General features: G+C 31.2%; 23 protein-coding genes and 1 tRNA gene. 14 read left to right on the forward strand and 10 right to left on the reverse strand.

All coding sequences use genetic code 11. The annotated features are described in order from the left end of the window. The first annotated feature begins 3 nt into the window (after positions 1-3). Both ABD011_RS01715 and ABD011_RS01720 read left to right on the forward strand, forming a co-directional pair. Positions 4-1,638, forward strand: coding sequence for a S41 family peptidase (locus ABD011_RS01715; RefSeq protein ID WP_343795265.1), 1,635 nt, complete (start codon positions 4-6; stop codon positions 1,636-1,638). Between the two features lie 68 nt (positions 1,639-1,706). Then, complete coding sequence (locus ABD011_RS01720) at positions 1,707-2,546, forward strand: OmpA family protein (RefSeq protein WP_131506409.1); 840 nt, start codon at positions 1,707-1,709, stop codon at positions 2,544-2,546. A 1-nt stretch (position 2,547) separates the two neighbouring features. Here ABD011_RS01720 and ABD011_RS01725 read toward each other — a convergent pair whose 3' ends face one another. The 3 genes from ABD011_RS01725 to rpiB are packed head-to-tail and all read right to left on the reverse strand — an operon-like array spanning position 2,548 to position 4,366. Then, complete coding sequence (locus ABD011_RS01725) at positions 2,548-2,994, reverse strand: GNAT family N-acetyltransferase (RefSeq protein ID WP_343795268.1); 447 nt, start codon at positions 2,992-2,994, stop codon at positions 2,548-2,550. Beyond that, positions 2,994-3,905: a cation diffusion facilitator family transporter gene (locus ABD011_RS01730; protein WP_335972942.1), complete on the reverse strand. Its 912-nt coding sequence runs from the start codon at positions 3,903-3,905 to the stop codon at positions 2,994-2,996. Before ABD011_RS01730 ends, ABD011_RS01725 begins: the two co-directional genes overlap by 1 nt. A 26-nt stretch (positions 3,906-3,931) precedes the next feature. Continuing rightward, on the reverse strand, positions 3,932-4,366 hold the full coding sequence (gene rpiB, locus ABD011_RS01735; RefSeq protein WP_129759810.1) for a ribose 5-phosphate isomerase B: 435 nt from the start codon (positions 4,364-4,366) through the stop codon (positions 3,932-3,934). 667 nt (positions 4,367-5,033) lie between these two features. On the opposite strand from rpiB, the gene ABD011_RS01740 reads away from it, so the two are divergent. From ABD011_RS01740 to ABD011_RS01760, 5 genes are all read left to right on the forward strand, one after another. Continuing rightward, positions 5,034-6,863 (forward strand): leucine-rich repeat domain-containing protein, encoded by a 1,830-nt coding sequence (locus ABD011_RS01740; protein WP_343795271.1) that lies wholly within the window; start codon positions 5,034-5,036, stop codon positions 6,861-6,863. Positions 6,864-7,023: 160 nt separating this feature from the next. Continuing rightward, entirely contained in the window at positions 7,024-9,213 is a 2,190-nt protein-coding gene (gene rnr, locus ABD011_RS01745) for a ribonuclease R (protein WP_343795273.1), read from the forward strand. 1 nt (position 9,214) lies between these two features. Next, complete coding sequence (locus ABD011_RS01750; protein WP_129759808.1) at positions 9,215-9,514, forward strand: heavy metal-binding domain-containing protein; 300 nt, start codon at positions 9,215-9,217, stop codon at positions 9,512-9,514. Positions 9,515-9,603: 89 nt separating this feature from the next. Continuing rightward, positions 9,604-10,278, forward strand: a complete 675-nt coding sequence (locus ABD011_RS01755) for a head GIN domain-containing protein (RefSeq protein WP_343795275.1) — start codon at positions 9,604-9,606, stop codon at positions 10,276-10,278. Between the two features lie 45 nt (positions 10,279-10,323). Continuing rightward, positions 10,324-10,998 carry a LysE family translocator gene (locus tag ABD011_RS01760; RefSeq protein ID WP_129759806.1) on the forward strand — a complete coding sequence of 225 codons (675 nt, stop codon included), beginning with the start codon at positions 10,324-10,326 and terminating at the stop codon, positions 10,996-10,998. Between the two features lie 79 nt (positions 10,999-11,077). Here ABD011_RS01760 and ABD011_RS01765 read toward each other — a convergent pair whose 3' ends face one another. From ABD011_RS01765 to ABD011_RS01780, 4 genes are all read right to left on the reverse strand, one after another. Beyond that, a complete protein-coding gene (locus ABD011_RS01765; RefSeq protein ID WP_343795278.1) occupies positions 11,078-12,127 on the reverse strand; it encodes a T9SS type A sorting domain-containing protein in 1,050 nt (349 codons plus the stop codon). 199 nt (positions 12,128-12,326) lie between these two features. Beyond that, positions 12,327-12,397: transfer RNA gene (locus ABD011_RS01770), tRNA-Cys, on the reverse strand. 91 nt (positions 12,398-12,488) lie between these two features. Further along, on the reverse strand, positions 12,489-12,854 hold the full coding sequence (gene folB, locus ABD011_RS01775) for a dihydroneopterin aldolase (protein WP_129759805.1): 366 nt from the start codon (positions 12,852-12,854) through the stop codon (positions 12,489-12,491). A gap of 66 nt (positions 12,855-12,920) precedes the next feature. Further along, positions 12,921-13,130 (reverse strand): zinc ribbon domain-containing protein, encoded by a 210-nt coding sequence (locus tag ABD011_RS01780; RefSeq protein ID WP_343795280.1) that lies wholly within the window; start codon positions 13,128-13,130, stop codon positions 12,921-12,923. A 125-nt stretch (positions 13,131-13,255) separates the two neighbouring features. On the opposite strand from ABD011_RS01780, the gene ABD011_RS01785 reads away from it, so the two are divergent. From ABD011_RS01785 to ABD011_RS01800, 4 genes are all read left to right on the forward strand, one after another. Continuing rightward, complete coding sequence (locus ABD011_RS01785; protein ID WP_343795282.1) at positions 13,256-15,259, forward strand: glutamine--tRNA ligase/YqeY domain fusion protein; 2,004 nt, start codon at positions 13,256-13,258, stop codon at positions 15,257-15,259. A 68-nt stretch (positions 15,260-15,327) separates the two neighbouring features. Continuing rightward, entirely contained in the window at positions 15,328-15,810 is a 483-nt protein-coding gene (locus tag ABD011_RS01790) for a DUF1761 domain-containing protein (RefSeq protein WP_129759803.1), read from the forward strand. A 62-nt stretch (positions 15,811-15,872) separates the two neighbouring features. Beyond that, positions 15,873-17,027 carry a GNAT family N-acetyltransferase gene (locus ABD011_RS01795; RefSeq protein ID WP_343795285.1) on the forward strand — a complete coding sequence of 385 codons (1,155 nt, stop codon included), beginning with the start codon at positions 15,873-15,875 and terminating at the stop codon, positions 17,025-17,027. Between the two features lie 54 nt (positions 17,028-17,081). Further along, a complete protein-coding gene (locus tag ABD011_RS01800) occupies positions 17,082-17,288 on the forward strand; it encodes a hypothetical protein (RefSeq protein WP_131506399.1) in 207 nt (68 codons plus the stop codon). A 31-nt stretch (positions 17,289-17,319) separates the two neighbouring features. On the opposite strand, the gene ABD011_RS01805 is transcribed toward ABD011_RS01800, so the two are convergent. Next, the gene (locus ABD011_RS01805) at positions 17,320-18,249 is read right to left on the reverse strand and encodes an SPFH domain-containing protein (RefSeq protein ID WP_343795288.1); all 930 of its coding nucleotides are present in this window, start codon (positions 18,247-18,249) and stop codon (positions 17,320-17,322) included. A gap of 137 nt (positions 18,250-18,386) precedes the next feature. Between ABD011_RS01805 and ABD011_RS01810 the strand changes: the two genes are divergently transcribed. Then, positions 18,387-19,070 carry a hypothetical protein gene (locus tag ABD011_RS01810; protein WP_343795290.1) on the forward strand — a complete coding sequence of 228 codons (684 nt, stop codon included), beginning with the start codon at positions 18,387-18,389 and terminating at the stop codon, positions 19,068-19,070. Positions 19,071-19,118: 48 nt separating this feature from the next. Here ABD011_RS01810 and gltX read toward each other — a convergent pair whose 3' ends face one another. Further along, a complete protein-coding gene (gltX, locus tag ABD011_RS01815) occupies positions 19,119-20,633 on the reverse strand; it encodes a glutamate--tRNA ligase (RefSeq protein ID WP_343795292.1) in 1,515 nt (504 codons plus the stop codon). A 52-nt stretch (positions 20,634-20,685) separates the two neighbouring features. Further along, positions 20,686-21,729 carry an alkane 1-monooxygenase gene (locus ABD011_RS01820; RefSeq protein WP_343795294.1) on the reverse strand — a complete coding sequence of 348 codons (1,044 nt, stop codon included), beginning with the start codon at positions 21,727-21,729 and terminating at the stop codon, positions 20,686-20,688. A 119-nt stretch (positions 21,730-21,848) separates the two neighbouring features. Between ABD011_RS01820 and ABD011_RS01825 the strand changes: the two genes are divergently transcribed. Together ABD011_RS01825 and ybeY are read left to right on the forward strand one after the other, a co-directional pair. Then, on the forward strand, positions 21,849-25,253 hold the full coding sequence (locus ABD011_RS01825; protein WP_343795296.1) for a DUF4175 family protein: 3,405 nt from the start codon (positions 21,849-21,851) through the stop codon (positions 25,251-25,253). After that, positions 25,246-25,665, forward strand: a complete 420-nt coding sequence (gene ybeY / locus ABD011_RS01830; protein ID WP_343795298.1) for an rRNA maturation RNase YbeY — start codon at positions 25,246-25,248, stop codon at positions 25,663-25,665. The genes ABD011_RS01825 and ybeY overlap by 8 nt, the downstream gene beginning before the upstream one ends. Positions 25,666-25,722 lie beyond the last annotated feature (57 nt).

Genomic DNA, 25,722 nt, shown 5'->3' on the forward strand with positions numbered 1-25,722 from the left:
AAGATGAAAACATTACTACGAAAAAGAATATTCATTCCTGTTTTGGCACTTTCAATTTTTGTAACAACAAGTGCTTTTAAAAGTGAGTTTTTTGAAATAGCAAAGCAAATTGAAATCTTCACGACGCTATTTAAGGAACTTAACATGAATTATGTTGATGAAACCAATCCTGGAGATTTAATGGATACTGCCATTAAAAGTATGTTAGAAGATCTTGATCCTTATACCAATTTTATGAATGAGCAAGATGTTGAAGCTGCTCGTATAAACAATACTGGCGATTATACAGGCATTGGAGCAAGCGTTTTAACACTTAAAGACAAGTTGGTAATTGTAGAGCCTTACAAAGATTATCCTGCAGATAAAGCAGGCTTAAAAGCTGGTGATGAGATTATAAAAGTTGAAAATGTGGTTGTTGCCGATTTTAAAGATGATGCTGGTAATTTATTACAAGGTGCTTCTGGTACAACAGTAAATGTAACTTATGTAAGACAAGGAAAAACACAAACAGCAGCTATAAAACGTGAAGCAGTAGAAATTCATGCTGTTCCTCATTTTTCAATGATTAATGATAAAACAGGTTATGTTGTTTTAAGAAAGTTTAATGATAAAGCCTCTAGCGAAACCATTAACGCTATAAGAAGTCTTAAAAACCAAGGTGCCGAAAAATTAATATTGGATTTAAGAGGAAATCCTGGTGGTTTACTGAGTGAAGCTGTAAATATTGTTAACATTTTTGTACCTCAAAACCAGTTGGTAGTTACTACAAAATCTAAAGTTAAAAAATACAACAAAACCTATTACACACAACGTGAAGCTATTGATACCGAAATTCCATTAGTGGTTTTAATAGATGGTAGAAGTGCTTCAGCAAGCGAAATTGTATCAGGTGCTTTACAAGATTTAGATAGAGCAGTTGTTGTTGGTGCAAGAAGTTTTGGAAAAGGTCTTGTACAGCGACCAAAACCGCTTATTTACGGAACTCAAATGAAAATAACCATTTCTAGATATTACACACCATCTGGTAGATGTATACAAGCTTTAGATTACTGGAATAGAGATGAAAATGGTAAAGCAACTAGAGTTAAAAAAGAAAACTATAGTGCATTTAAAACTAAAAAAGGAAGAACCGTTTACGATGGTGGCGGAATTCAACCTGACTTGGAATTAGTAGAATCGGTTTATAGCCCAATTACAAACGCTATTTTAAATGACAACTTAATATTTAATTATGCTACTGAATATTACTACAAGAATAGTGTTACTGATTTAAAATCGTTTAAACTTTCAGATAGTGATTTCAATAATTTTAAAGCCTTTTTAGATAAGAATAATTTCAACTTTGAGACCAAAACCGAAAAAGCTTTTGAAGAGGCTCTTGAAGTTGCTAATGACGAGCAAATTTATGCTGCTATAAATACCGAATACACTAACTTAATTAATACCATAAATACCTATAAAAATAGAGCTGTAGATAATAATAAAGATCAGTTACTATCGCTTTTATCTGATGAAATTGTAAAACGTTATTTTTATAGAGAAGGACTGTATGAATATTATTTAGCTAACAACCTTGAAATTCAAAAAGCAAAGGAAATTCTTAAAAATCCTTCAACATATTCAAGTTATTTAAATTAATTATTTGACTGTATTTTATGTTAAAAAATAAAAATAATTTATCTTTAATTCCCCTTTTTTAAAGAAAAATGAAAAAACTAATAGTCTTACTCTTTTTAATATCTCAATTTGTTTGTGCTCAAAAAGAACTTACTCACGAAGTGTATTTTGAAACAGATAAATATGATGTTCCTGAAACTGAGCATAGTAGACTATTAATGTTTTTATCAAAAATTGAAGGGTTAGATATTGAAAAAATATCCATTTATGGCTTTTGTGATGATAGAGGTAGTGATGATTACAACTTGGTTTTATCACAGCAAAGGGCAAATTCTATCAAAGAAATATTTTCAAATAACGAGTTTGACGAGTCTGTCATTACAAATGTTGATGGAAAAGGAGAAGTATTATTAAAACTTGTTAAAGAAGAAGACATTAATAAAATACGTGGTTTAAATCGTAAAGTTCAAATTATTGTGCATCCTTATGATCCACCTAGAGTTGTTGTTGAAGAACCTAAAAAACAAGATGTAAAAGATGCTTTAAAAGGCGAACTTAAAGCTGGTGATAAATTTACTTTAGACAATATTTTATTTAAAACAGGTTATAGCTATTTGCTTCCAGAATCGGTAAAAACATTAGAAGACATTGCTAAAGTACTTGTTGAACGCGATGACATTTACTTTACAATACAAGGTCATGTGTGTTGTACGCAAAATAGTAGAGATGCTATTGACCGAAGAACAAAAAAACGAAATCTTTCTGTAGCTAGAGCTAAATATATTTATGACTATTTAGCTAAAAAAGGTGTGGATAAACGCCGAATGAAATATGTTGGTATGCGTCGTAAATTTCCGCTTGGTGGCGAACCAAAATATGATAGACGTGTGGAAATTTTAGTAACCTACGTTGGTGGTCAAGATAACTAGTTTACACTTTGTAAACCATTGCTATATGCGGAATACCATCTTCAAGATAGTCTTCTCCTATTGCTTTAAACCCTAAATTATTATAAAACTTATTTAAGTAACATTGCGCTGATATTTTTATGTCAGTTTCGTTGTAGTGTTCTTTTATAGCTTGTATAGAAGCCTCCATAATATCATAACCATATTTATGCTGGCGTTCTTTTTTAGCAACTACAACTCTACCAATACTAGCTTTTTCAAAATAATCTCCTGGTTTAAAAATACGTGTGTAAGCTACTACAACATTGTTTTTATAACCTAAAACATGAAGTGCTTTTTGGTCTTTTCCATCAATATCTTGGTATACACAATCTTGTTCTACAACAAAAACTTCGCTTCGTAATTGTAGTATATCATATAATTCTTGAGTAGTTAATTCTTGAAATGTTTTGGTTGTAATATCTAGCATTAGTCTTGTACGATAACTTCTTTAGGATCTTCTTTATTAAACTCTGGTTGTATGGTTACATGGTTTATATTAAACTCGTCATGTAATAGGTTTTCAATTTCTAATAATAGGTCATTAAATTCTGATGTTGAAATATCTTCTTTTAAATCTAAATGCGCTTCTAAATGCAGTTCGTCATCACTTAAATTCCATATATGCACATGGTGTAGTTTATTCACTTTTGGAAGCTTATTAACAACACGAACCACAGCTTTTATATCTATATGTTCTGGTGTAAAAAGCATCAGCATTTTAGTAGATGTTTTTAATAAATGATAGCCAACAAAAATTAAATACACAGCTATTAAAAAGGTAAGTAAACTATCTACCCAAAACAGCTGAAAATACTTCATTAATAAGCCACCTATCAATACTGCCACACTTGCTAACATATCTGTTAATAAGTGTAAGTAAGCCGATTTTATATTAATATTATTATCAGAATCTTTTTTTAGCAGTAACACACTATAACCATTACCAGCTATTGCAATAAGAGACAACCAAATAACAAGGTTTGATTCTATATTTTGTGGATCTTGAAAACGCTCAACAGCTTCTTTTATAAGTATTACTGCAACAATTATTAAGGTTGCAGCATTTACAAAAGCCGCTAAAATTTCGGCACGTTTATAACCAAAAGTTCTATTTATTGATGCTTTTTGCTTTGATAATTTTGAAGCTATATAACTTACAATTAAAGACAGTACATCACTAAAATTATGCAGCGCATCACTTAACAACGATAAACTACCAGAAACCAAACCACCTATTACTTGAGCAACTGTAATTACAGTATTAAGTAATATGGTAATTAAAAGCTTTCGGCCTTTTAAATCTTTATGATCGTGGTTATGTGCATGCGAATGACTCATAGTTTACCAACTTAAAAAATTGGTAATTAACAAGATAAAGGAATCTTATCAATACGGTTTTGATGACGACCACCTTCAAAAGCTGTATTTAAAAATACATCTACCATTTTTATAGCTTGTGGTATTGATGTAAAACGCGCAGGAATACAAATAATATTAGCATTATTATGTAATCGTGTGAGTTCAGTAATTTCGCTTGTCCAGCAAACGCCAGCTCTTACATTTTGATATTTATTTGCTGTCATAGCTACACCATTTGCGCTACCACAAATAAGAATTCCAAAATCTACCTCTTTATTATTAACATCTTTAGCTACAGGATGTACAAAATCTGGATAATCTACACTATCTTCAGTATCTGTACCATAGTTTGTAATAGAATACCCTTTAGATTCTAAATGGTTTACAATAGCTTTTTTGTAATCTGGACCTGCGTGGTCGTTACCAATTGATAATTTCATGTTTTTGTTGTGTTGTTGTTGTTGTAAAAGACATAAGATTATAATGTTGAAATAAACTTAAAACATTACTATCTTAATTATGGAGTAAAGGTACAAAATGTCCTTATAAACACTTATGTTATGTAGGTAATAGTTAACAATTAATTAGCATTGTTAATAGTTTATCAAATAGTAGCTCATAACTTGTTAATAACTGTTTACTTCTTTCTGAAAGAAATATTTTTAAATCTCAATTTTATTTACAAACAAAAATTGAAACCAATAAACCAAAAAATAACTTCGCTTTTTTTAGCTGACTTTTAAGCCATTTTTTTTACGTTTATAAACATAGAAATTTGAAAATATTATCAATATTTGGTTATTAACATGAGTTATTAACAGCTGTTAATAGCTTTTAAAATAGTTCTAAAAATGAATGTATTAGATGCGTTTCTAATGTTAACTAAATATCAATAGAATGTAAACTACGTGTTTTCAAAATAAAATTTAAAAAAGTTATTCCAGCTATTAACAAACAATAATAATCATTAATATTTTTTTTAAATTTTTAAAAAGAAAAGATAATATGAATATATGTGTTAACAAGATTGATTTTTAAATAACTAAGATAATTTTATGATATTGGATATTTAAGTTATAATTGTATTTTAAAATATAATATTAAATTATGAAGAGGATAGTTATTGTTATTTTTTTACTAAACTGTACATTATGTTTATCTCAAACCTTTAATGATGGTGTTTTAGAATACACTGTTACTGATGGTTTAAATGTATCTGTAAATAAGTTAAATGATATATGCCCTATAGGTAATTTAACTATTCAAGAAACAATTACTAATAATAGTGTTACTTATACTGTAACTAGTATATCAAACTACGCTTTTTATTATTGTGATGAATTAGTAAATGTAACTTTACCAAACTCCCTCACTAGCATAGGAGATTATGCTTTTTATTATTGTGAAGATTTAACAACTATAAATCTTCCAAATTCCCTTATTAGTATTGGAAGTAATACTTTTAGTTCTTGTACTGGATTAACAAGTATAAATCTTCCAAACTCTCTTACTAGTATTGGAAACAGAGCTTTTTCATATTGTTTAGGATTAACAAGTGTAAGTATTCCAGATTCTCTCACTAGTATTGGAAATGGTATTTTTCATTTATGTTCAGGATTGACAAGTATAGATCTTCCAGATTCTCTTACTAGTATTGGAAATAGTACTTTTGAGGGTTGTTCAGGATTAACAAATATAGATCTTCCAAATTCTCTTACTAGCATTGGAGATTATACTTTTAGTTCATGTACAGAATTAACAAATATAGATCTTCCAGATTCTCTTACTAGTATTGGAGATTATACTTTTTCAAATTGTTTAGGATTAACAAGTATAAGTATTCCAAATTCTCTTACTAGCATTGGAAATAGTACTTTTGTGGGTTGTTCAGAATTGACAAGTATAGATCTTCCAAATTCTCTTACTAGCATTGGAGACTATACTTTTAGTTCATGTTCAGGATTAACAAGTATAAGTATTCCAGATTCTCTTACTAGTATTGGAAATCAAACGTTTTTATATTGTACAGGATTAACAAATATAGATCTTCCAAACTCTCTCACTAGTATTGGAAATCAAACATTTTTAGGATGTACAGGTTTAACATGTATAACTTTTCCAAACTCAATTACTGAATTAGGCAATGGTACTTTTCAAGCATGTTCAGGATTAATAAATATAAACTTATCAAACTCTCTTACAACAATTGGTATTTCTGCCTTTGCAGATTGTGTAGAATTAACTAGTGTTAACTTCCCTGCATCTGTTTCAAGTATCAATTATTTTTCTTTTAATAATTGTAACAGTCTAGAAAGTGTTACAGTAAATAATAGTACACCTTTAACAATTGATAATTCTGTTTTTAATTTTGTACCTACTGAAAATATCACACTATATGTACCAGTTGGAGCTGTGCCAGTTTATCAATCAACCGCTCAATGGCAAAATTTTAATCCAATTTTAGAACAATTACCTTCTTCTGATCTTGCTTTTTTAGAAGTTATAGATGATATTTTAGGTAATTCTAACTGTTTAAATGTTTCTGCTGAACAACTTAATAGTATAAATGGGGTTTCAGGAGCAATTGATGGTGTAAACTATACAATAGCTTTACAAAGCGGAACATATATAGATGCAAATAATCCAACAGCTGCTGAAATACAATTTATTATAAATCAAGTTAATAACGCATTAAGTTTAGATGAAAATATTTTATTAAGTTTAAGTTTATACCCAAACCCAACTAAAAATCAATTTACAATAAGTTTAAATGATTCTTCAGTTTTGAAAGAAGTAAAAATTTATAATTCATTAGGTCAATCAATTTTAACTTCTAAAGAAACCAATATTAACACTTCAAAATTATCTAGTGGTACTTATATAGTTAAAATTTTTACATCAAAAGGAAGCGCTACTAAAAAACTAATTATTGAATAGAGAAATTATAGGCTTTTTATTATTTAACTTTATTAAAATACTCAATTAATATATAAACCTTAGCTTTGTAGTAAATTTATAACCAGTACTTCACTTTTATTAGGTTATAAAATAACAGATTCCTATCTTTAATTAGGAAATGAAAATGATTACATAATACATGGCAAGAAAGAAAAAAAGGAAACCTTCACATAACAAGATTTCCAACCTTACTAATACAATCTTAAGTATTTTAAAAAAAGAGAAAAATAAAACGTTTAACTACAAACAAATAGCTGCTAAACTTGGTGTAAATGATGCCAGTAGCAGAAATCAAATTATAAAAAAACTTCAGCAACTTAAAGCGAAACAAGAAATAGAAGAAGTAGATCGTGGTAAATTTAAAGCCATTGTTACTGCAGAATATCACACAGGTATTCTAGACTTAAACGCAAAAGGTTCAGGTTACGTTATTTGTGACGATTTTGATGAAGACGTTTACATTGCTTCAAATAATATAAATAAAGCGTTAGATGGAGACGAAGTAGAATTCTATGTTTATAAACGTCGTAAACGTGGTAAGTTTGAAGGTGAAATTACCGAAATTGTAAAACGTGCAAAAAGCGAATATGTTGGTGTCATTCAATTACATAGCAACTATGCTTTTGTGGTTCCTGATAGCAATAAAATGTACAAAGATATTTTTGTACCAATTAATAAAACCTTTAAAGCTGAAGATGGTGACAAAGTACTAGTATCTCTTGAAGATTGGCCTGAAAAAGCCGATTCTCCTTACGGAAAAGTAATAAAAGTTCTAGGAAAACCAGGAGATCATAATACCGAAATTCATGCCATTTTAGCTGAATATGGTTTGCCTTACGAATTCCCGTATGAGGTAGAAAATTATGCCAATAATATAGATACTTCAATCACGAAAGAAGAAATTGCTAAACGTCGTGATATGCGAGATGTACTGACGTTTACTATCGATCCTAAAGATGCTAAAGATTTTGATGATGCCTTATCATTTCAAGTGTTAGATGATGGTTTATATGAAGTTGGTATTCATATTGCCGATGTATCTCATTACGTAAAACCTGATACAGTTTTAGATGACGAAGCTTATGAGCGTGCTACTTCAGTATATTTAGTAGATCGCGTGGTACCAATGCTACCCGAAATTCTATCTAACAATGCATGTTCACTACGACCACATGAAGAAAAATATACCTTTTCAGCCGTTTTTAAAATTAATGATAAAGCTGAAGTTAAAGACCAATGGTTTGGTAGGACAGTCACTTATAGTGATGCACGTTTTGCATACGAAGAAGCGCAAGCCATTATAGAATCTAAAACAAACGAAATTCCTGCCGAAGTATCTTTAACAGGAAAAGCTTATAAAACCGATCAAAAAATAGCCGATGCTACATTAAAACTTGATGAATTGGCTAAAAAAATGCGTTCTAAACGTATGCGTTCTGGTGCTATTTCTTTTGATAAAGTAGAAGTGAAGTTCAACCTAGATGAAACCAATAATCCGGTTGGTGTGTTCTTTAAAACTTCAAAAGATGCTAACAAGTTAATTGAAGAATTTATGTTGTTAGCAAATAAAAAAGTAGCCGAATTTATAGGAAAGCAAAAGCCAGAAAAAACCTTTATATATCGTGTGCACGACGAACCAGACGATAGTAAATTGGCAGCTTTACAAAATATTGTTGGACGTTTTGGTTATAAACTCAATTTTAAAGACCGAAAAAGTACAACAGCTTCATTAAACAATTTATTAAAAGACGTTGCTGGTAAAAAAGAGCAAAACCTGGTTGATACGCTTGCGATACGCAGTATGAGTAAAGCAGAGTATACCACGCACAACATAGGTCATTACGGATTAGCATTTGATTATTATAGTCATTTTACATCGCCTATACGTCGTTATCCTGATGTTATGGCACATCGTTTACTACAACATTATTTAGATGGCGGAAAAAGCGCTAATGAAGCTATTTATGAAGATAAATGTAAACATTCCAGTAATATGGAATATTTAGCCACAAAAGCTGAACGTGATAGTATCAAATACATGCAAATTAAATTTATGCAAGATCATAAAGACGAAGAATTTGTAGGCGTTATTTCAGGAGTGACAGATTGGGGAATTTATGTAGAAATTATTGATAACAAATGCGAAGGTATGGTTCGAATTCGTGATATAAAAGACGATTATTACGAGTTTGACGAAAGTCAATACGCTATTGTAGGTCGTGAAACCAAAAACATGTATCAATTAGGTGATGAAGTGATTGTAAAAGTAAAAGAAACCGATTTAGTTAAAAAGCATTTAGATTTTACATTAATAGGAAAACACGAGTAATATGATTTTAACAACCACAAATACCATTGAAGGACATCAAATTATAGATTATTTAGGTTTAGTCACTGGCGTAGGCGTAAACAGTAAAAAAGTATCATTTACGTTTAGTATGGATAAATTTTATAACTCGTTAGAGCAAAGTATTAACGAGGTTAAAGAAGATGCTTTTCAAAAATTACAACAAAATGCAATCAATTTAAAAGCAAATGCTGTAGTTGGAATACATTTAGACATAGAAACTTTTCCTAACACAACAGCCATAATAGTTTCAGTAACAGGAACCGCAGTTTCTGTGGCTTAATTCAATTTTTGGTACAATTACTGTAACAATAACGTTTTTATAACATCTTTACTATAATAGTACACGTAAATATAATAAAACACATACACATGAAAACGTTTATAACCATTGCATTTATAGCATTAACTTCAATTATAACAGCACAAAATCCTAAAGAAAAAGGAGTAGGAGATTTTACCGAAGTAAAAGTTTTTGATAGGATAGAAGTGAATTTAGTTAAATCAGACGTTAACAAAGTTGAAATCACAGGAGATGATATTGATGATGTAGAAGTTATCAATAAAGATGGAAAACTTAAAATAAGAATGAAGTTTAATAAAATCTTTAATGGTGACAGAACATTTGTTGCTGTACATTACACAAAGTTAGATATTATTGATGGTAACGAAGGTGCTTTTATTTCTTCAAATGAGCTTATAAAACAAGATTATATAGAACTGAAATCTCAAGAAGGTGCTCGACTTAAAATAGGATTGGATGTTAAAAAAGTTGACATCAAAGCAGTTTCTGGTGGAGTAGTTGAAACCAGAGGTAAAGCCGAATCTCAAGATATAGTACTTAACACAGGAGGTGTTTATGAAGGTAAAGCTTTCGAGACCCAAAATACTACTGTAAGTATTAAAGCAGCTGGTGAAGCAGATGTTAATGCATCTAAATTAGTTGATGCTAAAGTTAGAGCAGGAGGAGATGTAAATATTTATGGAAGTCCTGCTACAGTAAACGAAGACACAATGTTAGGTGGAAGAATTAAACGTATGAACTAATTAATACGTCTTTTTTATTAGCTTTGTAGGAAACTTATTTCCTATATGTTTGATGATATTTTAGCTGCAATTCCCTTTGGAATAATCCTAGCATTCACTATTGGTCCAGTATTTTTTGTACTGCTCGAAACTAGTGCTACCAAAGGATTTAAAAGCGCTTTAGTATTTGATTTTGGAGTTATTTTTGCTGATATTGTTTTTATCCTAGTCGCTTTTTATAGTACTAATAAGCTTATCGATAAGATAAAAGACGATCCTAATTTCTTAATTTTTGGTGGTGCTCTTTTAGTGGTTTATGGTGTTATTTCTTTTATAAAAACATCAAAATCCTTCCGTACAATTGTTAGAGAATATCATAAAGTTGAAATGCCTAAAAATGCATATGGTAAATTATTCATTAAAGGATTTTTACTCAATTTTATCAATATAGGAGTACTTTTAGGATGGTTAGGATTTATCGTTATAGGAAGTTCTATTACCGAATCTGAAAATGGAGTTACAGTTTTTATAGCTACAATGCTTACCGTTTATTTTCTTGTAGATTTAGTGAAAATAGCTATCGCAAAAAGATTACGTAACAAATTAACACCAAGACTCATTTACAAAACTAAAAAAATCATTGCTTTAGTGATTTTAGGTTTTGGTGTATTATTATTAGTTCAAGGTATATTTCCTAAAGGAAAAGAACGCATTCAAGAAGAAATTGAACATAGACTATAAAAACAGGCTATTTGAATGACACTTTCCAGACAACCCTTATTTAGACACCAAGTGGATTCGAAAAACTGACTGTTTTTAATTAATTTTTTATAAACTTATTATAATACATTTCCGAAGTATTTTTAATTTTTAAAATATACATTCCAGGTATTAAATTATTGGTTTCAATCGTTTTGATAGCATTGCCAGATTGAACTTCAACGCCATTCATGTTTACTATAGAATATGAAGTTTCAATTTTTAGACCTTTAATTTTTAGTTCATTTTTAACAGGGTTTGGCCATATAGACAAATTGTTTTCTAATGAAATACCTTCCATAGATAATGTAATTGCATCTAAAGTAATGACTCTATTACCTAATAATTCAGTAATATGCAATTCATTGTTATATTTAGCAAAACCAACGGGATATGATAATCCTGTTTGTATCACATTCAAAGAAGGGGAAGTAAGACTAATATCCACATTAGAAATTCGACCAGTACTATCAGCAATGTATAATAGGTTATTATCAATAAATAACCCAAATACATAATTTAAACCAGCAATAACATTTGATGCTGTTGGGTTGTTTATAGATGTATCTGCCTTTACAACTTTTCCACCATTATAATCTGAAATATACAATTCATCATTATGCATCAATAGACTAGAAGGATTTGTTAATCCAGAAACGAAAGTTTCAGGAGTAGGTGAGTAGTCGGTAATATTTATTTTTGAGACTTTATTACCATTAAATTCAGCAATATAAAGATCATTACCATTTAAAGCTAAACCATAAGGCACGCTCACACCTGTAACAACAGTTGTAATTACTGGATTATTTTGTGTTATATCTATTTTAATGATTCTGTTGGAAGCACTTTCAGCAATATATAAGTCGTTCCCATTTAGTGCAAGACCATAAGGAGAATTAACATTGCTTAAAACTGTAACAGGAGTTGGAGAATTAGAAGAAAGATCAACCTTAGATATTTTATTTCCATAAAATTCAGCGATATATAAATCGTTGCCATTCAAAACCATTTCAGTTGGACCATTAAAGCCATTTACAACTTGATTTACTTGACTATGCATCTTAAAGAAGCAAAGTATAGCTAGCATAAATAATATGTAATTTTTTTTCATAGTTTTTAATTTTTGTGAAGTGTAAAAATATAATCATATTGTATTGCCATCAATACGTAATTTGTCGTATTTTTTTTACAACTTCATTAGCAAATAGTTTTTAGAAAGCACTAATGATGTAAGGTAAAAAGGACAGGAATGAAAACTAAAGGTTATTATAATAAAAAAAACCTTCAAGCAAATACTTGAAGGTTTTTTGAGGCGTCAAGCGGATTCGAACCGCTGTAGAAGGTTTTGCAGACCTCTGCCTAGCCACTCGGCCATGACGCCAATTATTTCTGCGAAAGCAGAACTCTCAATTTTCTTAAATAGAAAATAAGAGTTGGCAAATGTAAAAAAAATAAAGTTTTTACACTATTTACTACTTATTTTTTCGTCTTTCTGTCATTTTTATCGTTACCATTTCTACGTCACCACCTATTGGAGGGTTTAATTTACTTACACAAACAGTAACCTTTTTAACCTTTTTATCTTCTTTTAAAATACGCTTAATGATGCGTTTAGCAACAGTTTCAAGAAGGTGAGATGGTTGTCCCATTTCCTCTCTTACAATTCTGTTTAAAAACACATAATCTACAGTATCACTTAAAGCATCAGTTTTAGCAGATTCTTTTAAATTAGCTTCAACTTCTAAATCTACTCTATAATCACTACCAATTTTTGTTTCTTCTGTAAGACATCCATGGTGTGCATAAATCCTTATGTTTTCAACTTTTATAATTCCCATAAAACAAAAATAAGACACCTTTAGTCACTTCGGGTAAATTTCTGAAAGAAATTTGTATCGATAAAGTTAATTAGTAAAGAAATCAAATACGTTGCTTATTGCGCTAGTTTTGGTTTTATAAAATTCTGTATACGTACAGCGTTCGCAGGTTACTGCTGTAAATTTCTGATTTTGAACATCAAATATTTTAGACCATGTTCCACCAGTAGCGCGCATTTGCCCTACTTTATATGTTTTGTTGTGACATTTTGGACATTCGTAATTTTTATGTTGCATGGTTTTTGGTTTTATTTATAGGTAGTAAAAACAATTGATATGTTACATTTTATAAGCTATTGCAACATTAAATTCGTATAAATTTATCTAATTTTGTATTTCTCATTTTGAAGGTAAAATAGATTATGTCAGAAGAAACAAAATCACTCAATTTTATTGAGCATATTATAGAAGAAGATTTAGCAAACGGATTAGAAACTTCTAAATTACGTTTTCGTTTTCCACCAGAACCAAACGGTTATTTACACATTGGGCATACTAAAGCCATAGGTATTAGTTTTGGTTTGGGTGAAAAATACAATGCACCTGTAAATCTTCGTTTTGATGATACCAATCCAGCTAAAGAAGAGCAAGAATATGTAGATGCTATTAAGAAAGATGTAGCGTGGTTAGGGTATCAATGGGAAAATGAATTATACTCATCAGATTATTTTCAGCAATTATATGATTGGGCTGTTTTATTAATAAAAGAAGGTAAAGCCTATGTCGATTCGCAATCTAGCGAAGCGATGGCAGAACAAAAAGGAACACCAACACAACCAGGAGTTGATGGTCCTTATCGCAATCGTTCGGTTGAAGAAAACCTAAAGTTATTTGAACGTATGAAAGCTGGTGAATTTAACGAAGGCGATCATATTTTACGTGCAAAAATTGACATGCAACATCCTAATATGTTAATGCGTGACCCAATCATGTATCGTATTCTTAAAAAAGCACATCATAGAACAGGAAACGATTGGTGTATTTACCCAATGTACGATTGGACACATGGTGAAAGTGATTATATTGAGCAAATTTCGCATAGTTTATGTTCGCTTGAATTTAAGCCGCATAGAGAGCTTTACGACTGGTTTAAGGAGCAAGTGTATGAGTATTCAAAAAACACCTATCCAATGCTTCCTAAACAGCGTGAGTTTGCACGTTTAAATTTAAGTTACACCATTATGAGTAAGCGTAAGCTACTTAAGTTGGTTGAAGATGGTATTGTAAACGGTTGGGATGATCCTAGAATGCCTACTATTTCTGGTTTAAGACGTCGTGGTTATACACCAGAATCTATCCGAAATTTCATTGAGCGTGTTGGTGTTGCAAAACGCGAGAATGTGATTGATGTGTCTTTATTAGAATTTTGTGTTCGTGATCACTTAAACAAAACTGCACCACGTGTTATGGCAGTTTTAGATCCATTAAAAGTGGTTATCACAAATTATCCAGACGATAAAGTAGAATGGTTAGAGGCTGAAAATAATCCTGAAGACGAACAAGCAGGTTCTAGAGAAGTTCCTTTTTCAAAAGAAATATATATTGAAAAAGCTGATTTTAAAGAAGAAGCAGGAAGTAAGTTTTTCAGGTTAAAACTTGGTGGTGAAGTTCGTTTAAAAAACGCTTACATCATTCAAGCAAATGAGGTTGTAAAAGATGCTAACGGAAATATTACCGAAGTACATTGTACTTATGATACTGATACGTCTAAAAAAGTAAAAGGAACACTACATTGGGTATCAATTAAGCATGCTGTTGAAGCTGAAGTTAGAGAATATGATCGTTTGTTTATGGATGAAGCTCCAGATAGTCATCAAGACAAAGATTTTATGGAATTTTTAAATCCTAATTCATTAAACATTACCAAAGCATTTGTTGAGCCTAGTTTAAAAGAAGCCAAAGTAGGAGATAGGTTCCAATTTCAACGTTTAGGATATTTTAATGTTGATAACGATTCTACATCTAATGCTTTAGTATTTAATAAAACTGTTGGATTGCGAGATACTTGGGAAAAACAAAAACCACAAGAAAAGCCGCAACAACAAAACAAACCTAAACCGCAACAACAGCGTAAAGCAATTAATGTTATTCAGCAATTAGGAAAAAAGTACACGAATTACCCAGAAGATAAGCAAGTAAAAGTAAAGGCTGAAATTCTTGAATTAGCCAATGAGGTTAGTTATGATGAGTTAGAACCTTTATTTGGAACTGCTGTAAAAAAGGTTGGAACACGTATTGCTGCTATGCTTACTTTAAAAGTCTTATTAGCAAATGGTTTAGAAAAAAACGATGCTATTAATGAGTTTATAGAAAAAGCTTTAGAAGATAAAAATGCATTGTTGGTAGAAGAAGCTAAAGCGCTTTAATAGATGATAAAACAGAAATTGTATTTCAATAATTACTATCTTTATTACACTAACTAAAACATTTCATTATGGAAATCAATTTTTTAGCACTTTTAGCAGCTGCAGTTTCTGCATTGATAATTGGTGCAATTTGGTACAATCCAAAAGTATTTGGTACAGCTTGGATGAAAGCTGCAGACATGACCGAAGAAAAAATGCAAGGCGCCAATATGGCTAAAATTTTTATCCTTGCATTTATTTTTGCGTTCTTATTAGCTTTTGCTTTACAGTTTTTAACCATTCACCAAACTGGTGCTTTAGGTATGGTTGGAGGCGATCCTAGTCTTGCAAAACCATCTTTTGAAGCATTTATGGCAGATTATGGTACTGCTTTTAGAACTTTTAAACATGGTGCTTTACATGGTACAATTGCAGGAATCTTTATTGCATTACCAATTCTTGGAACCAATGCGTTGTTTGAAAGAAAAGGCGCAAAATACATTTTTATTAATGCTGGCTATTGGATTGTTACTATGGCAATCATGGGAGGCATTGTTTGCGGATGGCAATAAATTTTGTAATGAATTATAACATAAAAAGACTGACATAAGCGTTCAGTCTTTTTCTTTTTACATTGATACACTTTAAAATATACAATTCTCAAAACGATTTACCTGATTCGTGGCAAGTACTAACCACGCATGATGTATTTCTTCAAAAACCCTATTTAACTGCTGTTGAAAACGCCTCACCAAATAATATGTCATGGTATTATGTAGGTGTTTTTAATGCTGAAAATTTAGTGGGTATTGCTATCATTCAGCGAGTGCAATTGTATGTTGAAGATATTTTTAGAAACCATAAAGATTCTTGTTTTCAAGAACGCGTAAAACATTATGTTTCTAAAGTACTTAAAGGAAATGTTTTGGTTGTTGGAAACCTTATGCATACAGGACAACACGGTTTATATTTTAATGCTGAAGCCATATCAGAATGTGATTTTCTTTCTTGTATTTTTGAGGCTGTTTATCAGTTGAAAAAAGACATAAAATCATCAAAAGGAAAAACCATAAGAACCTTAATTTTTAAAGACTATTTTGAAGATGATTCTATTCATTCGTATTCAGAATTGTTTAAAACAAATACATTCAGAAAAGTCTCGGTTCAACCCAATATGATTATGCCAACGCATAAGAATTGGAATACATTTAACGATTATCAAACCAGTTTAAATAAAAAATATCGAAGACGTTTAAAAACTGCTCGTAAAAAGGCGAGTGCTATTCAAAAGAAAGAATTAAATCTTGATGCTATTGAAACTCATTCTGAATTGTTATTTAGCCTTTATAAGAACGTTTCTGATAATGCAAGGATAAATACTTTTATACTTCCTAAAAACCATTTCTATACGCTTAAAAAAGAACTTAAAGACCAATTTAAAGTCTTTGCGTATTATCTTGATGGTACTATTGTAGGTTTTTATACATTAATTCTGAATAATGAGGTGCTTGAAACCTATTTTCTTGGTTATGATAGTGCACATCAATACAACCATCAATTGTATTTGAATATGCTGTACGACATGGCAGAATTTGCTATAAACAACAAATTTGAACATACTGTTTATGCCAGAACAGCTATGGAAATAAAGAGTTCGGTAGGTGCAAAACCTAAAAACATGTTCATATACTTAAGGCATACAAACGTGTTGTTAAATACTGCTTTAAAATTGATTTTTAGCCTAATGAATCCAACAAGAGATTGGGAAGAACGCCATCCTTTTAACTAATCCTTAATACTGTTTGGGTTATATTTTTTGTATTTTAAGATAAACTCAAATAGTATGGAAACTGCAAAAGATTTAATAACAGAAATATCAGTATTAACGAGAGAAATTGAAACCAATTATCCTGAAATTTATGAGCATTTGGATGAAAACCCAATGACTATTCCTAATATGGAGCATCCAAAAGTTAATAACAAAGCACTTGAGGATTATTTAGAAAGTTTAAAACAACTAATTAATAAACACAAAAAAGCCTCAAAATAACTTTGAGGCTTTTACTTTATAATATAAATAATTAGTCTTCTTTCTTTTTATTTCTAGCTTCTTTCATAGCTTCACCAATTTGGTTACTTGCAGCAAAACTAGCCACCATATCATTAAGCATATTACTTCCTGCTTGAGGTGCGTTTGGTAATAAAATTAAGTTACTATTAGTTTCTTCTCCTAACGATTGTAAAGTGTCGTAATGTTGTGTTACAACTATTAATGCAGAGGCTTCTTGTGAGTTAATACCAACGCGATTTAAAACTTCAACAGATTCTTCTAAACCACGAGCAATCTCACGTCTTTGATCAGCAATACCTTGACCTTGTAAACGCTTACTTTCAGCTTCTGCTTTTGCTTTTTCAACAATTAAAATACGTGCTGCATCACCTTCGTATTGAGCAGCTATTTTTTCACGCTCAGAAGCATTAATTCTGTTCATTGCAGCTTTTACTTGAGAGTCAGGATCAATATCAGTCACTAAGGTTTTAATAATGTCAAAACCATACTCTAACATTGCATCATTTAATTCTGCTTTTACAGCAATGGCGATATCGTCTTTTTTAACGAATACATCATCTAGTTTCATTTTAGGCACTTCGGCACGAACCACATCAAATACATAACTAGTAATTTGATCATGTGGATAATCTAACTTATAAAACGCATCGTAAACTTTATCTTTAATTACCATATACTGAACCGAAACTTTTAAGCGCACAAAAACATCATCTAATGTTTTGGTTTCAATAATCACATCGAGCTGTTGAATTTTTAAGCTCAAACGACCAGCTACTCTATCGATTAAAGGGATTTTCATTTGAAGTCCAGAATGACGAATGCTTTGAAATTTACCAAAACGTTCAATAATGGCAGCTGACTGTTGCTTAACAATAAAGAAGGAAGAGATTAAAATGACTATTGCTATGAAAATAATCGGAAATATGAAAAATTTATCCATGACAAGTTTTTTAATGGTTAGGAAATATTTGGTTACTAATTTAAGTTATATTTTAATGAAGCACCATATTTTTTACGAATTACCAAAGTTTAAATCAAAAAATGATTAGGTTTGTTTATCCCTCAAAAAATAAAATCATGAAAAAACAACTTTTCTTATTAGTAGCATTTAGTATAGTTTTTGTTACAACAGCATTAGCACAACACCAAAGATATTCTATAAAAAATGGTATAGGAATATATGGTGGACTTACCCAATTTGATATTATTACGGACAACTTTCAAACAGTAAAAGGCGAAGGCTGGTTAGGAGGCTTAAGCGCAACAGTCGATTTACCTCATAAGTGGTACACAGTTAGTTATAACATTCAATTATCTGAAAATAATGTTGGTGTTTTTGCTAGACCATCAAATGTAATTGCTAATGAAGAAGAAATAGATTATAAATTATTTACAGCTCAAGTGGCTTTTTTGTTTCATGCAAAGGTCTTACAAGACTACATTACTGTTGATGTAGGACCAATGATTCAATACAATAGCGAATTGGAATTAAAAGATGACAACCACGAAAATTACATTATTGGAAGCTATAACAATCTTTTAGCTAAAGATATTACAGGAATTTCACAGTTTAATGTCAATGGAGCAGTAGGAGCTACAGCAGGTTTTAAAGGGTTTAAGTTAAGAGCACAATACATTTATGGGTTTACAAACATGCTCAATAAACTTAATAACAATAATGATTTAGACACAACTGGAGGAAACAACAAGTTTAAAGGAAACCAATCTATGCTTGCTTTTACAGCTATTATTGTTTTTTAAACGATAAAGAATAAAATAAAAAAGCGAGTTGTTACAACTCGCTTTTTTTTACTTTAAATTATTGATAAGGTTTTGTATACGCTGTACAGTTTCGTTTTTACCTATCATGTAAATAATATCAAACACATCAGGTCCTTGTAAAGCACCAACAAGAGCTAGTCGTAAAGGCATCATTACTTTTCCAAAACCAATATTGTTTGAAGTTATCCAACCTTTTATAACAGTTTGAAGGTTTTCAACTGTAAAATCATCAACAGATTCTATAACAAGAATAAGCTCTTTCATTAAGTCTAATGAATCTTCTTTCCATGCTTTTTTAGCTGATTTTTCATCATATTCAGTAGGAGTTACAAAGAAAAAATGACTCAAATCCCAAAAATCACTCACAAAAGTGGCACGTTCTTTAATTAATCCTATTGCTAGTTCAATATACTGTGTGTCAATTTCAGATAATTCAGTTTTAGAATTTTTAAACGCAACAGCTAAATCATAGTTGTCTTGTTCTTGCATATAATGGTGGTTAAACCATTTGGTTTTATCAGGATCAAAACGCGCACCAGCTTTATTAACTTTAGCTAAATCAAACGCTTGAGTTAAGTTTTCTAAAGAGAAAATTTCTTGTTCTGTTCCTGGATTCCAACCTAAAAAGGCTAAAAAGTTTACCACAGCTTCAGGAAAATAACCATCTTCTTTATAACCTCTAGATACATCTTCTGTATTAGGGTCTTTCCATTCTAAAGGAAACACAGGAAAACCTAATTTATCTCCATCACGCTTGCTTAATTTTCCTTTTCCGGTTGGTTTTAAAATTAAAGGTAAATGAGCAAATTCTGGAGCTTCCCATCCAAAAGCATCATAAAGTTGAATATGTAAAGCAAGAGAAGGTAACCACTCTTCACCACGAATAACATGAGTGATTTCCATTAAATGGTCATCTACAATATTTGCCAAGTGATAAGTTGGCATACCATCAGCTTTAAATAATACCTTATCATCTAAAATATTAGTGTCTATCTTAATATCACCACGAATAATATCTTTTAGATGAAGTGTCTCATCTTGAGGCGATTTAAAACGAATCACATAATCGTCTCCAGCTTCTAATTTTGCGTTTACTTCATCTTCAGAAAGTGATAAAGAGTTACTCAATTTTAGCCTGTTATGCCAATTATAGATAAATGTTTTGCCTTTAGCCTCGTGGTCTTTTCTATGAAAATCTAATTCTTCAGCTGTATCAAACGCATAATAAGCTTTTCCCTCAGCAATTAATCTGTCAGCATATTCTTTATATAAATGTTTGCGTTCGCTTTGTCTGTAAGGACCAAATTTTTCATTCTTTCCTTGACCTTCATCAAAAGGAATTCCGCACCATTCAAGAGATTTTACAATATAGTCTTCAGCACCTTCAACATAACGGTTTTGGTCAGTATCTTCAATACGTAATACAAAAGTACCATTGTGTTTTTTGGCAAATAAGTAGTTAAAAAGTGCAGTTCTTACACCTCCAATATGTAAAGGTCCTGTTGGGCTTGGTGCAAATCGCACACGAACGTTTTTTGACATTGTTTTTAGTTTATGGCTGCAAAGATAAAACGATATTTAGGAATAGAAATAGTTAAGCTAAAATCATTTCACGTGGAACACGTTTATTCATAATTTTAAACCAAAGTGGAGGCAGCATTGCCAAAACCATTGAGGTTGGATAACCATAAGGCATTTGCGGACTTTCATCATGGCAATCTAATACTTGATATTTTTTAGAAGATTTAAAATGATGATCACTATGTCTTGTGAGTTCATAAAGCACAATTCTTCCAATAACATGATTGGAGTTCCAGGAATGAATTTCTTTAACGCGCTCGTATCTACCAGATTTAGTTTTTAATCGCAGCAATCCATAGTGTTCAATATAGTTAACCGTTTCAAGAAGTATGAAACCTATAATTGCTGCCGAAAACGCAAATATTAAACCTAAAGTTCCAAACAACGCAAACATTGTAAATAAATAGCCTATTTGAAGCAAAATGTACCAAAACATGTCGTTTTTTGCCGAAAAGAACCCTTTTTTGCCGTTTTTTAGCAATTTTAGTTGAATGTTCCATGCATTGCCATATTGTCTAAATACTGAAGTAATCCAAAACGAATACACGCTTTGATTGTATCTTGCTGTTGCAGGATCCTCAGGAGTTGCTGCATGCAAATGATGTCCAAAATTGTGTTCAATATAAAAATGCATATACAATGAAGGTAACAACAAGGCTTTTCCAATAAAACGCTCGTTGGTGGATTGTCTGTGACCAAGTTCATGAGCCACATTTATACCATTAACTCCCAAAACAATACCTACTGAGAGTGTTAAACCTACAAATTCATAAGTTTCAATTGTTGAGGTTGTCGCTTCATAAATTCCAAAAAAGAGTAGGCCATATACCAAAGGAAGATTAAGATACAGTAACCAATCAAAAAGTTTGCGTTTTAGTTTACTATCAACTTCTTGTGAAGATAAATTATGCGTATCAACAGGAAACACTAGCTCTAGCAAAGGAATAATGACAAAGGCAAAAACAGGAGTTAAGTAAGAAAAATATCCTTTTACGTAGATGCCAATACACGCAACAATTGGAATTGAAAAAGCAGCTAAGTATTTTAAATCTTTCATAACAAAAACAAAATGTTAGTCTTAAATTTAATACATCTTCTCGAAATTAACAGAATCTTACCAAAATTTAAGCATTTACAGACCAAAATAAATTTTATATTAGTAAGTTATTTAACCGTATGGCAAGTCATTTTAAAGAAATACAAGCTAAGCTAGAGCAATTTATTAGACGATTTTATACTAATGAGTTGTTAAAAGGCATTATTTTATTTTTTGCCATTGGCTTGTTGTACCTTTTATTTACCCTTTTTGTTGAATATGTACTTTGGCTGAACCCTACAGCAAGAACCGTTTTATTTTGGTTGTTTGTTGCGGTAGAGATTGGACTTTTTGCAAAGTTTATTGCTATTCCTTTAGCGAAACTGTTTAAACTTCAAAAAGGTATTAACTATGAAGACGCTTCAAAAATTATAGGAAACCATTTTCCTGAAGTAAACGATAAGTTGCTTAACGTGCTTCAGCTTAAACAGCATGCCGCAGACTCTGAATTACTATTGGCTAGTATTGAACAAAAATCTGCCGAATTGAGCCCAATTCCGTTTAAAATGGCAGTTAATTTCAAGAAAAACGCCAAATATCTAAAATATGCAGCCATACCAATTGTTATTTTGTTACTCTCTTACGCAACAGGAAAACTAAATTGGTTTAGCGATAGTTATGAACGTGTTGTGAATTATAATGTGGCTTATGAGCCACCTGCACCTTTTCAGTTTTTTGTTGTTAATGAAGATTTAAACGCTATTGAAAACAAAGATTTTAAACTTCTGGTTTCTACTACAGGAAAAGTAATCCCTGAAAACGCTCAAATAAAATACAACAACGAAACTTATTTTTTACAGCAAACAGCTCCAGGACAATTTGAGTATGTGTTTACCCAACCAAAGGATAAAATAGAGTTTAATTTATCGGCAAATAATGTTAACTCTAAAATGTATAGTTTAAATGTGGTAAACATCCCTAAGCTGGTGAATTTTGAAATGGTTTTAGATTATCCTTCGCATACCAAAAAAGCTGATGAAACCTTAAAAAGTACAGGTTCTACAACAGTTCCAGAAGGGACTAACGTTACTTGGAAAGTCAATACTAAGTCCACAAATACAGTAGCACTCTACGCGCAAGATACTATACAGTTTAAGCCTTTAGACAATGGAAATTTTGAAGCGAATAAACGCTTGTACAGCAATTTAGAGTACAGTATTAGCACAAGTAATGATGCGCTAAAAGATTACGAAAATTTAGCGTTTTCAATTAATGTGATTAAAGACGATTATCCTGAGTTAACCATAAAGGTTGAAAAAGATTCAATTGATAACCAATCCTTGTATTTTTTCGGACAAGTTAGTGACGATTATGGATTGAGCAAATTGCAGTTGGTGTATTATCCTTCAAATGATGACAGTGATAAAAAGACCGAAACTATTCCTGTTAGCTTATCTAATTTTGATGAATTTGTAAGTGCGTTCCCAAATCAATTACAACTTACCGAAGGTGTAGATTATGAGCTATATTTTCAGGTGTTTGATAATGATGCAATCCATAACTACAAAAGCACTAAAAGTTCGGTGTTTAGTTACAGAAAGTTGACTAAAGATGAAGAAGAGCAAAAACAATTAGAAGAGCAAAACGAAACCATAAAAGACTTAAATAATTCTTTTGAAAAACTGAAAGATCAGGATAAGAAACTCGAAGAAATTTCAAAAAATCAAAAGGAAAAAGAAGAGCTCAATTTCAACGATAAAAAGAAACTCGAAAACTTTTTAAAACGTCAAAAAGAGCAGGAGCAATTGATGCAAAACTTCAACAAAAAACTTCAAGACAACCTTGAGGAATTTCAAAATGAAGAACAAGATCAATTTAAAGAAGACCTTCAAAAACGTTTAGACGAAAACGAGCAGCAACTTAAGGAAGATGAAAAATTACTTGAAGAGTTAGAAAAGCTTCAGGACAAAATTCAAAAGGAAGAGCTTACAGAAAAACTAGAAGAACTCGCTAAGCAAAACAAAAATAAACAACGAAGCTTAGAACAACTTTTGGAGTTGACCAAGCGCTATTATGTGGCTAAAAAAACCGAGAAACTTCAAAAAGAATTGGAAAATCTTGCTGAAGAGCAAGATAAATTATCTAAGCAAGATGATGAAAACACTAAAGAAGCTCAAGATGAATTAAATAAAGCTTTTGAAGAGTTTCAAGAAGAGTTGGAAGAATTGAAAAAGGAAAACGAAGACCTTAAAAAACCATTTGCTATTCCTGATGATAAAGCTACTGAAGAAAGCATTAAAAAAGACCAACAAGATGCTTCTGAACAATTAGAGCAGCAAGAACAAAACGAACAACAAGGCGATAAACAAAACTCACAAGAAAATCAAAATAATGCACAACAAAGCCAAAAGAAAGCTTCAGAAAAAATGAAGCAAATGAGTGCAAAAATGATGCAGTCTATGATGTCTGGTAGTGGAGAGCAGCTTTCAGAAGATGCGGCAATGCTTCGTCAAATTTTAGACAACTTAGTGCTGTTTTCATTCGATCAAGAAAACTTAATGAATCAGTTTAGAAGCATCGACATTAACCATAATCAATATGGTAAACACTTGCGTAAGCAGAACACTTTAAGAGAACATTTTGAACATATTGACGATAGTTTATTTGCGCTTTCATTGCGCCAACCAATGCTTTCCGAACAAGTAAATAAACAAATTACTGATGTGTTTTTTAACATCGATAAGTCTATGTCTCAGCTTTCGGAAAATCAAATTTATCAAGGTGTTTCTACGCAACAATACACCATAACAGCAACAAATGAGCTGTCTAGTTTTTTAAGCGATGTTTTAGACAATATGGAAGCCCAAATGAATTCCTCTTCTGGTCAAGGTTCAGGACAAGGTTCTGGTCAATCAGGAAGTGGCGGACAAGAAATGCAATTACCAGATATTATTAAGAGTCAAGAGGAGCTTAATAAAGAAATGGAAGAAGGCATGAAAAAAGGTGAGAAAGGAAAATCTAAAGAAGGCGATGAGGGTAAAGAAGGAAATGAAGGGAAGGAAGGTGACCAAGGCAAACAAAACGGAAGTCAACAAGGAAGTCAAGAAGGCGATGGCGAAGGGAATAGTGAAGAGTTAAATGGTGAGTTGTTTAGAATTTATCAGCAACAGCAACAATTAAGGCAAGCGTTACAAGATAAACTAGCTAAAGACGGTTTACAAGGTCAGGGAAAAGATTTGTTGGAGAAGATGGAAGAGATTGAATTGGACTTATTAAACAAAGGATTCACCAATCAAACCTTGCAAAAAATGATGGATTTGCAGCATCAATTATTAAAGTTAGAAGATGCTACATTTACTCAAGGTCAGGATAATAAACGAAAATCTGAAACTAACGACAAACAGTTTAACAACACTACTACAGACCAAATTCCTAAGGCTAAAGAATATTTTAATACTACTGAAATTTTAAACCGACAAGCATTACCTTTGCATCAAGTTTATAAAAAGAAAGTTCAAGAGTACTTTAAAAAATCAGATGATTAGTTTTAACTATGAAACCCAGTTTCAATTATCCAAAGAAACCATTTTTGAACAATGGATAAAAGAAACGATACAAAACGAAGGTTGCAGCTTAGGAGATATCAATTACATATTTTGTGACGATGACTATTTGCATAAAATTAATGTAGAATTTTTGGATCACGATACGCTAACAGATATTATTAGCTTCGACTATTCAGTAGGAAAACAGCTACATGGCGATATTTATATTTCCGTAGAAAGAGTAGAAGATAACGCAAAGGATTTTAAAGTAGATTTTGATGTAGAATTGTCTAGAGTGATAATTCATGGTATACTTCATTATTGTGGTTACAAAGATAAGACTGATGAAGACGCCAAGGTAATGCGAGCAAAGGAAGAACAGTACATGAAGGTATTGGTTGATTTACAATAATTTCGCTGTATATTTGCATCCCAAAATTTTGAACAGAATCTAAATTGTTTCACGTGG

This window comes from Gaetbulibacter jejuensis (genome assembly GCF_039524015.1).
GTDB lineage: Bacteria > Bacteroidota > Bacteroidia > Flavobacteriales > Flavobacteriaceae > Gaetbulibacter_B > Gaetbulibacter_B jejuensis.

What these genes read in the sequence shown, in the direction of transcription:
- ABD011_RS01715 (WP_343795265.1), top strand. Translation starts at nt 4, where the DNA reads ATGAAAACATTACTACGAAAAAGAATATTCATTCCTGTTTTGGCACTT.
- ABD011_RS01720 (WP_131506409.1), top strand. Translation starts at nt 1,707, where the DNA reads ATGAAAAAACTAATAGTCTTACTCTTTTTAATATCTCAATTTGTTTGT.
- ABD011_RS01725 (WP_343795268.1), bottom strand. Translation starts at nt 2,994, where the DNA reads ATGCTAGATATTACAACCAAAACATTTCAAGAATTAACTACTCAAGAA.
- ABD011_RS01730 (WP_335972942.1), bottom strand. Translation starts at nt 3,905, where the DNA reads ATGAGTCATTCGCATGCACATAACCACGATCATAAAGATTTAAAAGGC.
- rpiB (WP_129759810.1), bottom strand. Translation starts at nt 4,366, where the DNA reads ATGAAATTATCAATTGGTAACGACCACGCAGGTCCAGATTACAAAAAA.
- ABD011_RS01740 (WP_343795271.1), top strand. Translation starts at nt 5,034, where the DNA reads ATGAAGAGGATAGTTATTGTTATTTTTTTACTAAACTGTACATTATGT.
- rnr (WP_343795273.1), top strand. Translation starts at nt 7,024, where the DNA reads ATGGCAAGAAAGAAAAAAAGGAAACCTTCACATAACAAGATTTCCAAC.
- ABD011_RS01750 (WP_129759808.1), top strand. Translation starts at nt 9,215, where the DNA reads ATGATTTTAACAACCACAAATACCATTGAAGGACATCAAATTATAGAT.
- ABD011_RS01755 (WP_343795275.1), top strand. Translation starts at nt 9,604, where the DNA reads ATGAAAACGTTTATAACCATTGCATTTATAGCATTAACTTCAATTATA.
- ABD011_RS01760 (WP_129759806.1), top strand. Translation starts at nt 10,324, where the DNA reads ATGTTTGATGATATTTTAGCTGCAATTCCCTTTGGAATAATCCTAGCA.
- ABD011_RS01765 (WP_343795278.1), bottom strand. Translation starts at nt 12,127, where the DNA reads ATGAAAAAAAATTACATATTATTTATGCTAGCTATACTTTGCTTCTTT.
- folB (WP_129759805.1), bottom strand. Translation starts at nt 12,854, where the DNA reads ATGGGAATTATAAAAGTTGAAAACATAAGGATTTATGCACACCATGGA.
- ABD011_RS01780 (WP_343795280.1), bottom strand. Translation starts at nt 13,130, where the DNA reads ATGCAACATAAAAATTACGAATGTCCAAAATGTCACAACAAAACATAT.
- ABD011_RS01785 (WP_343795282.1), top strand. Translation starts at nt 13,256, where the DNA reads ATGTCAGAAGAAACAAAATCACTCAATTTTATTGAGCATATTATAGAA.
- ABD011_RS01790 (WP_129759803.1), top strand. Translation starts at nt 15,328, where the DNA reads ATGGAAATCAATTTTTTAGCACTTTTAGCAGCTGCAGTTTCTGCATTG.
- ABD011_RS01800 (WP_131506399.1), top strand. Translation starts at nt 17,082, where the DNA reads ATGGAAACTGCAAAAGATTTAATAACAGAAATATCAGTATTAACGAGA.
- ABD011_RS01805 (WP_343795288.1), bottom strand. Translation starts at nt 18,249, where the DNA reads ATGGATAAATTTTTCATATTTCCGATTATTTTCATAGCAATAGTCATT.
- ABD011_RS01810 (WP_343795290.1), top strand. Translation starts at nt 18,387, where the DNA reads ATGAAAAAACAACTTTTCTTATTAGTAGCATTTAGTATAGTTTTTGTT.
- gltX (WP_343795292.1), bottom strand. Translation starts at nt 20,633, where the DNA reads ATGTCAAAAAACGTTCGTGTGCGATTTGCACCAAGCCCAACAGGACCT.
- ABD011_RS01820 (WP_343795294.1), bottom strand. Translation starts at nt 21,729, where the DNA reads ATGAAAGATTTAAAATACTTAGCTGCTTTTTCAATTCCAATTGTTGCG.
- ABD011_RS01825 (WP_343795296.1), top strand. Translation starts at nt 21,849, where the DNA reads ATGGCAAGTCATTTTAAAGAAATACAAGCTAAGCTAGAGCAATTTATT.
- ybeY (WP_343795298.1), top strand. Translation starts at nt 25,246, where the DNA reads ATGATTAGTTTTAACTATGAAACCCAGTTTCAATTATCCAAAGAAACC.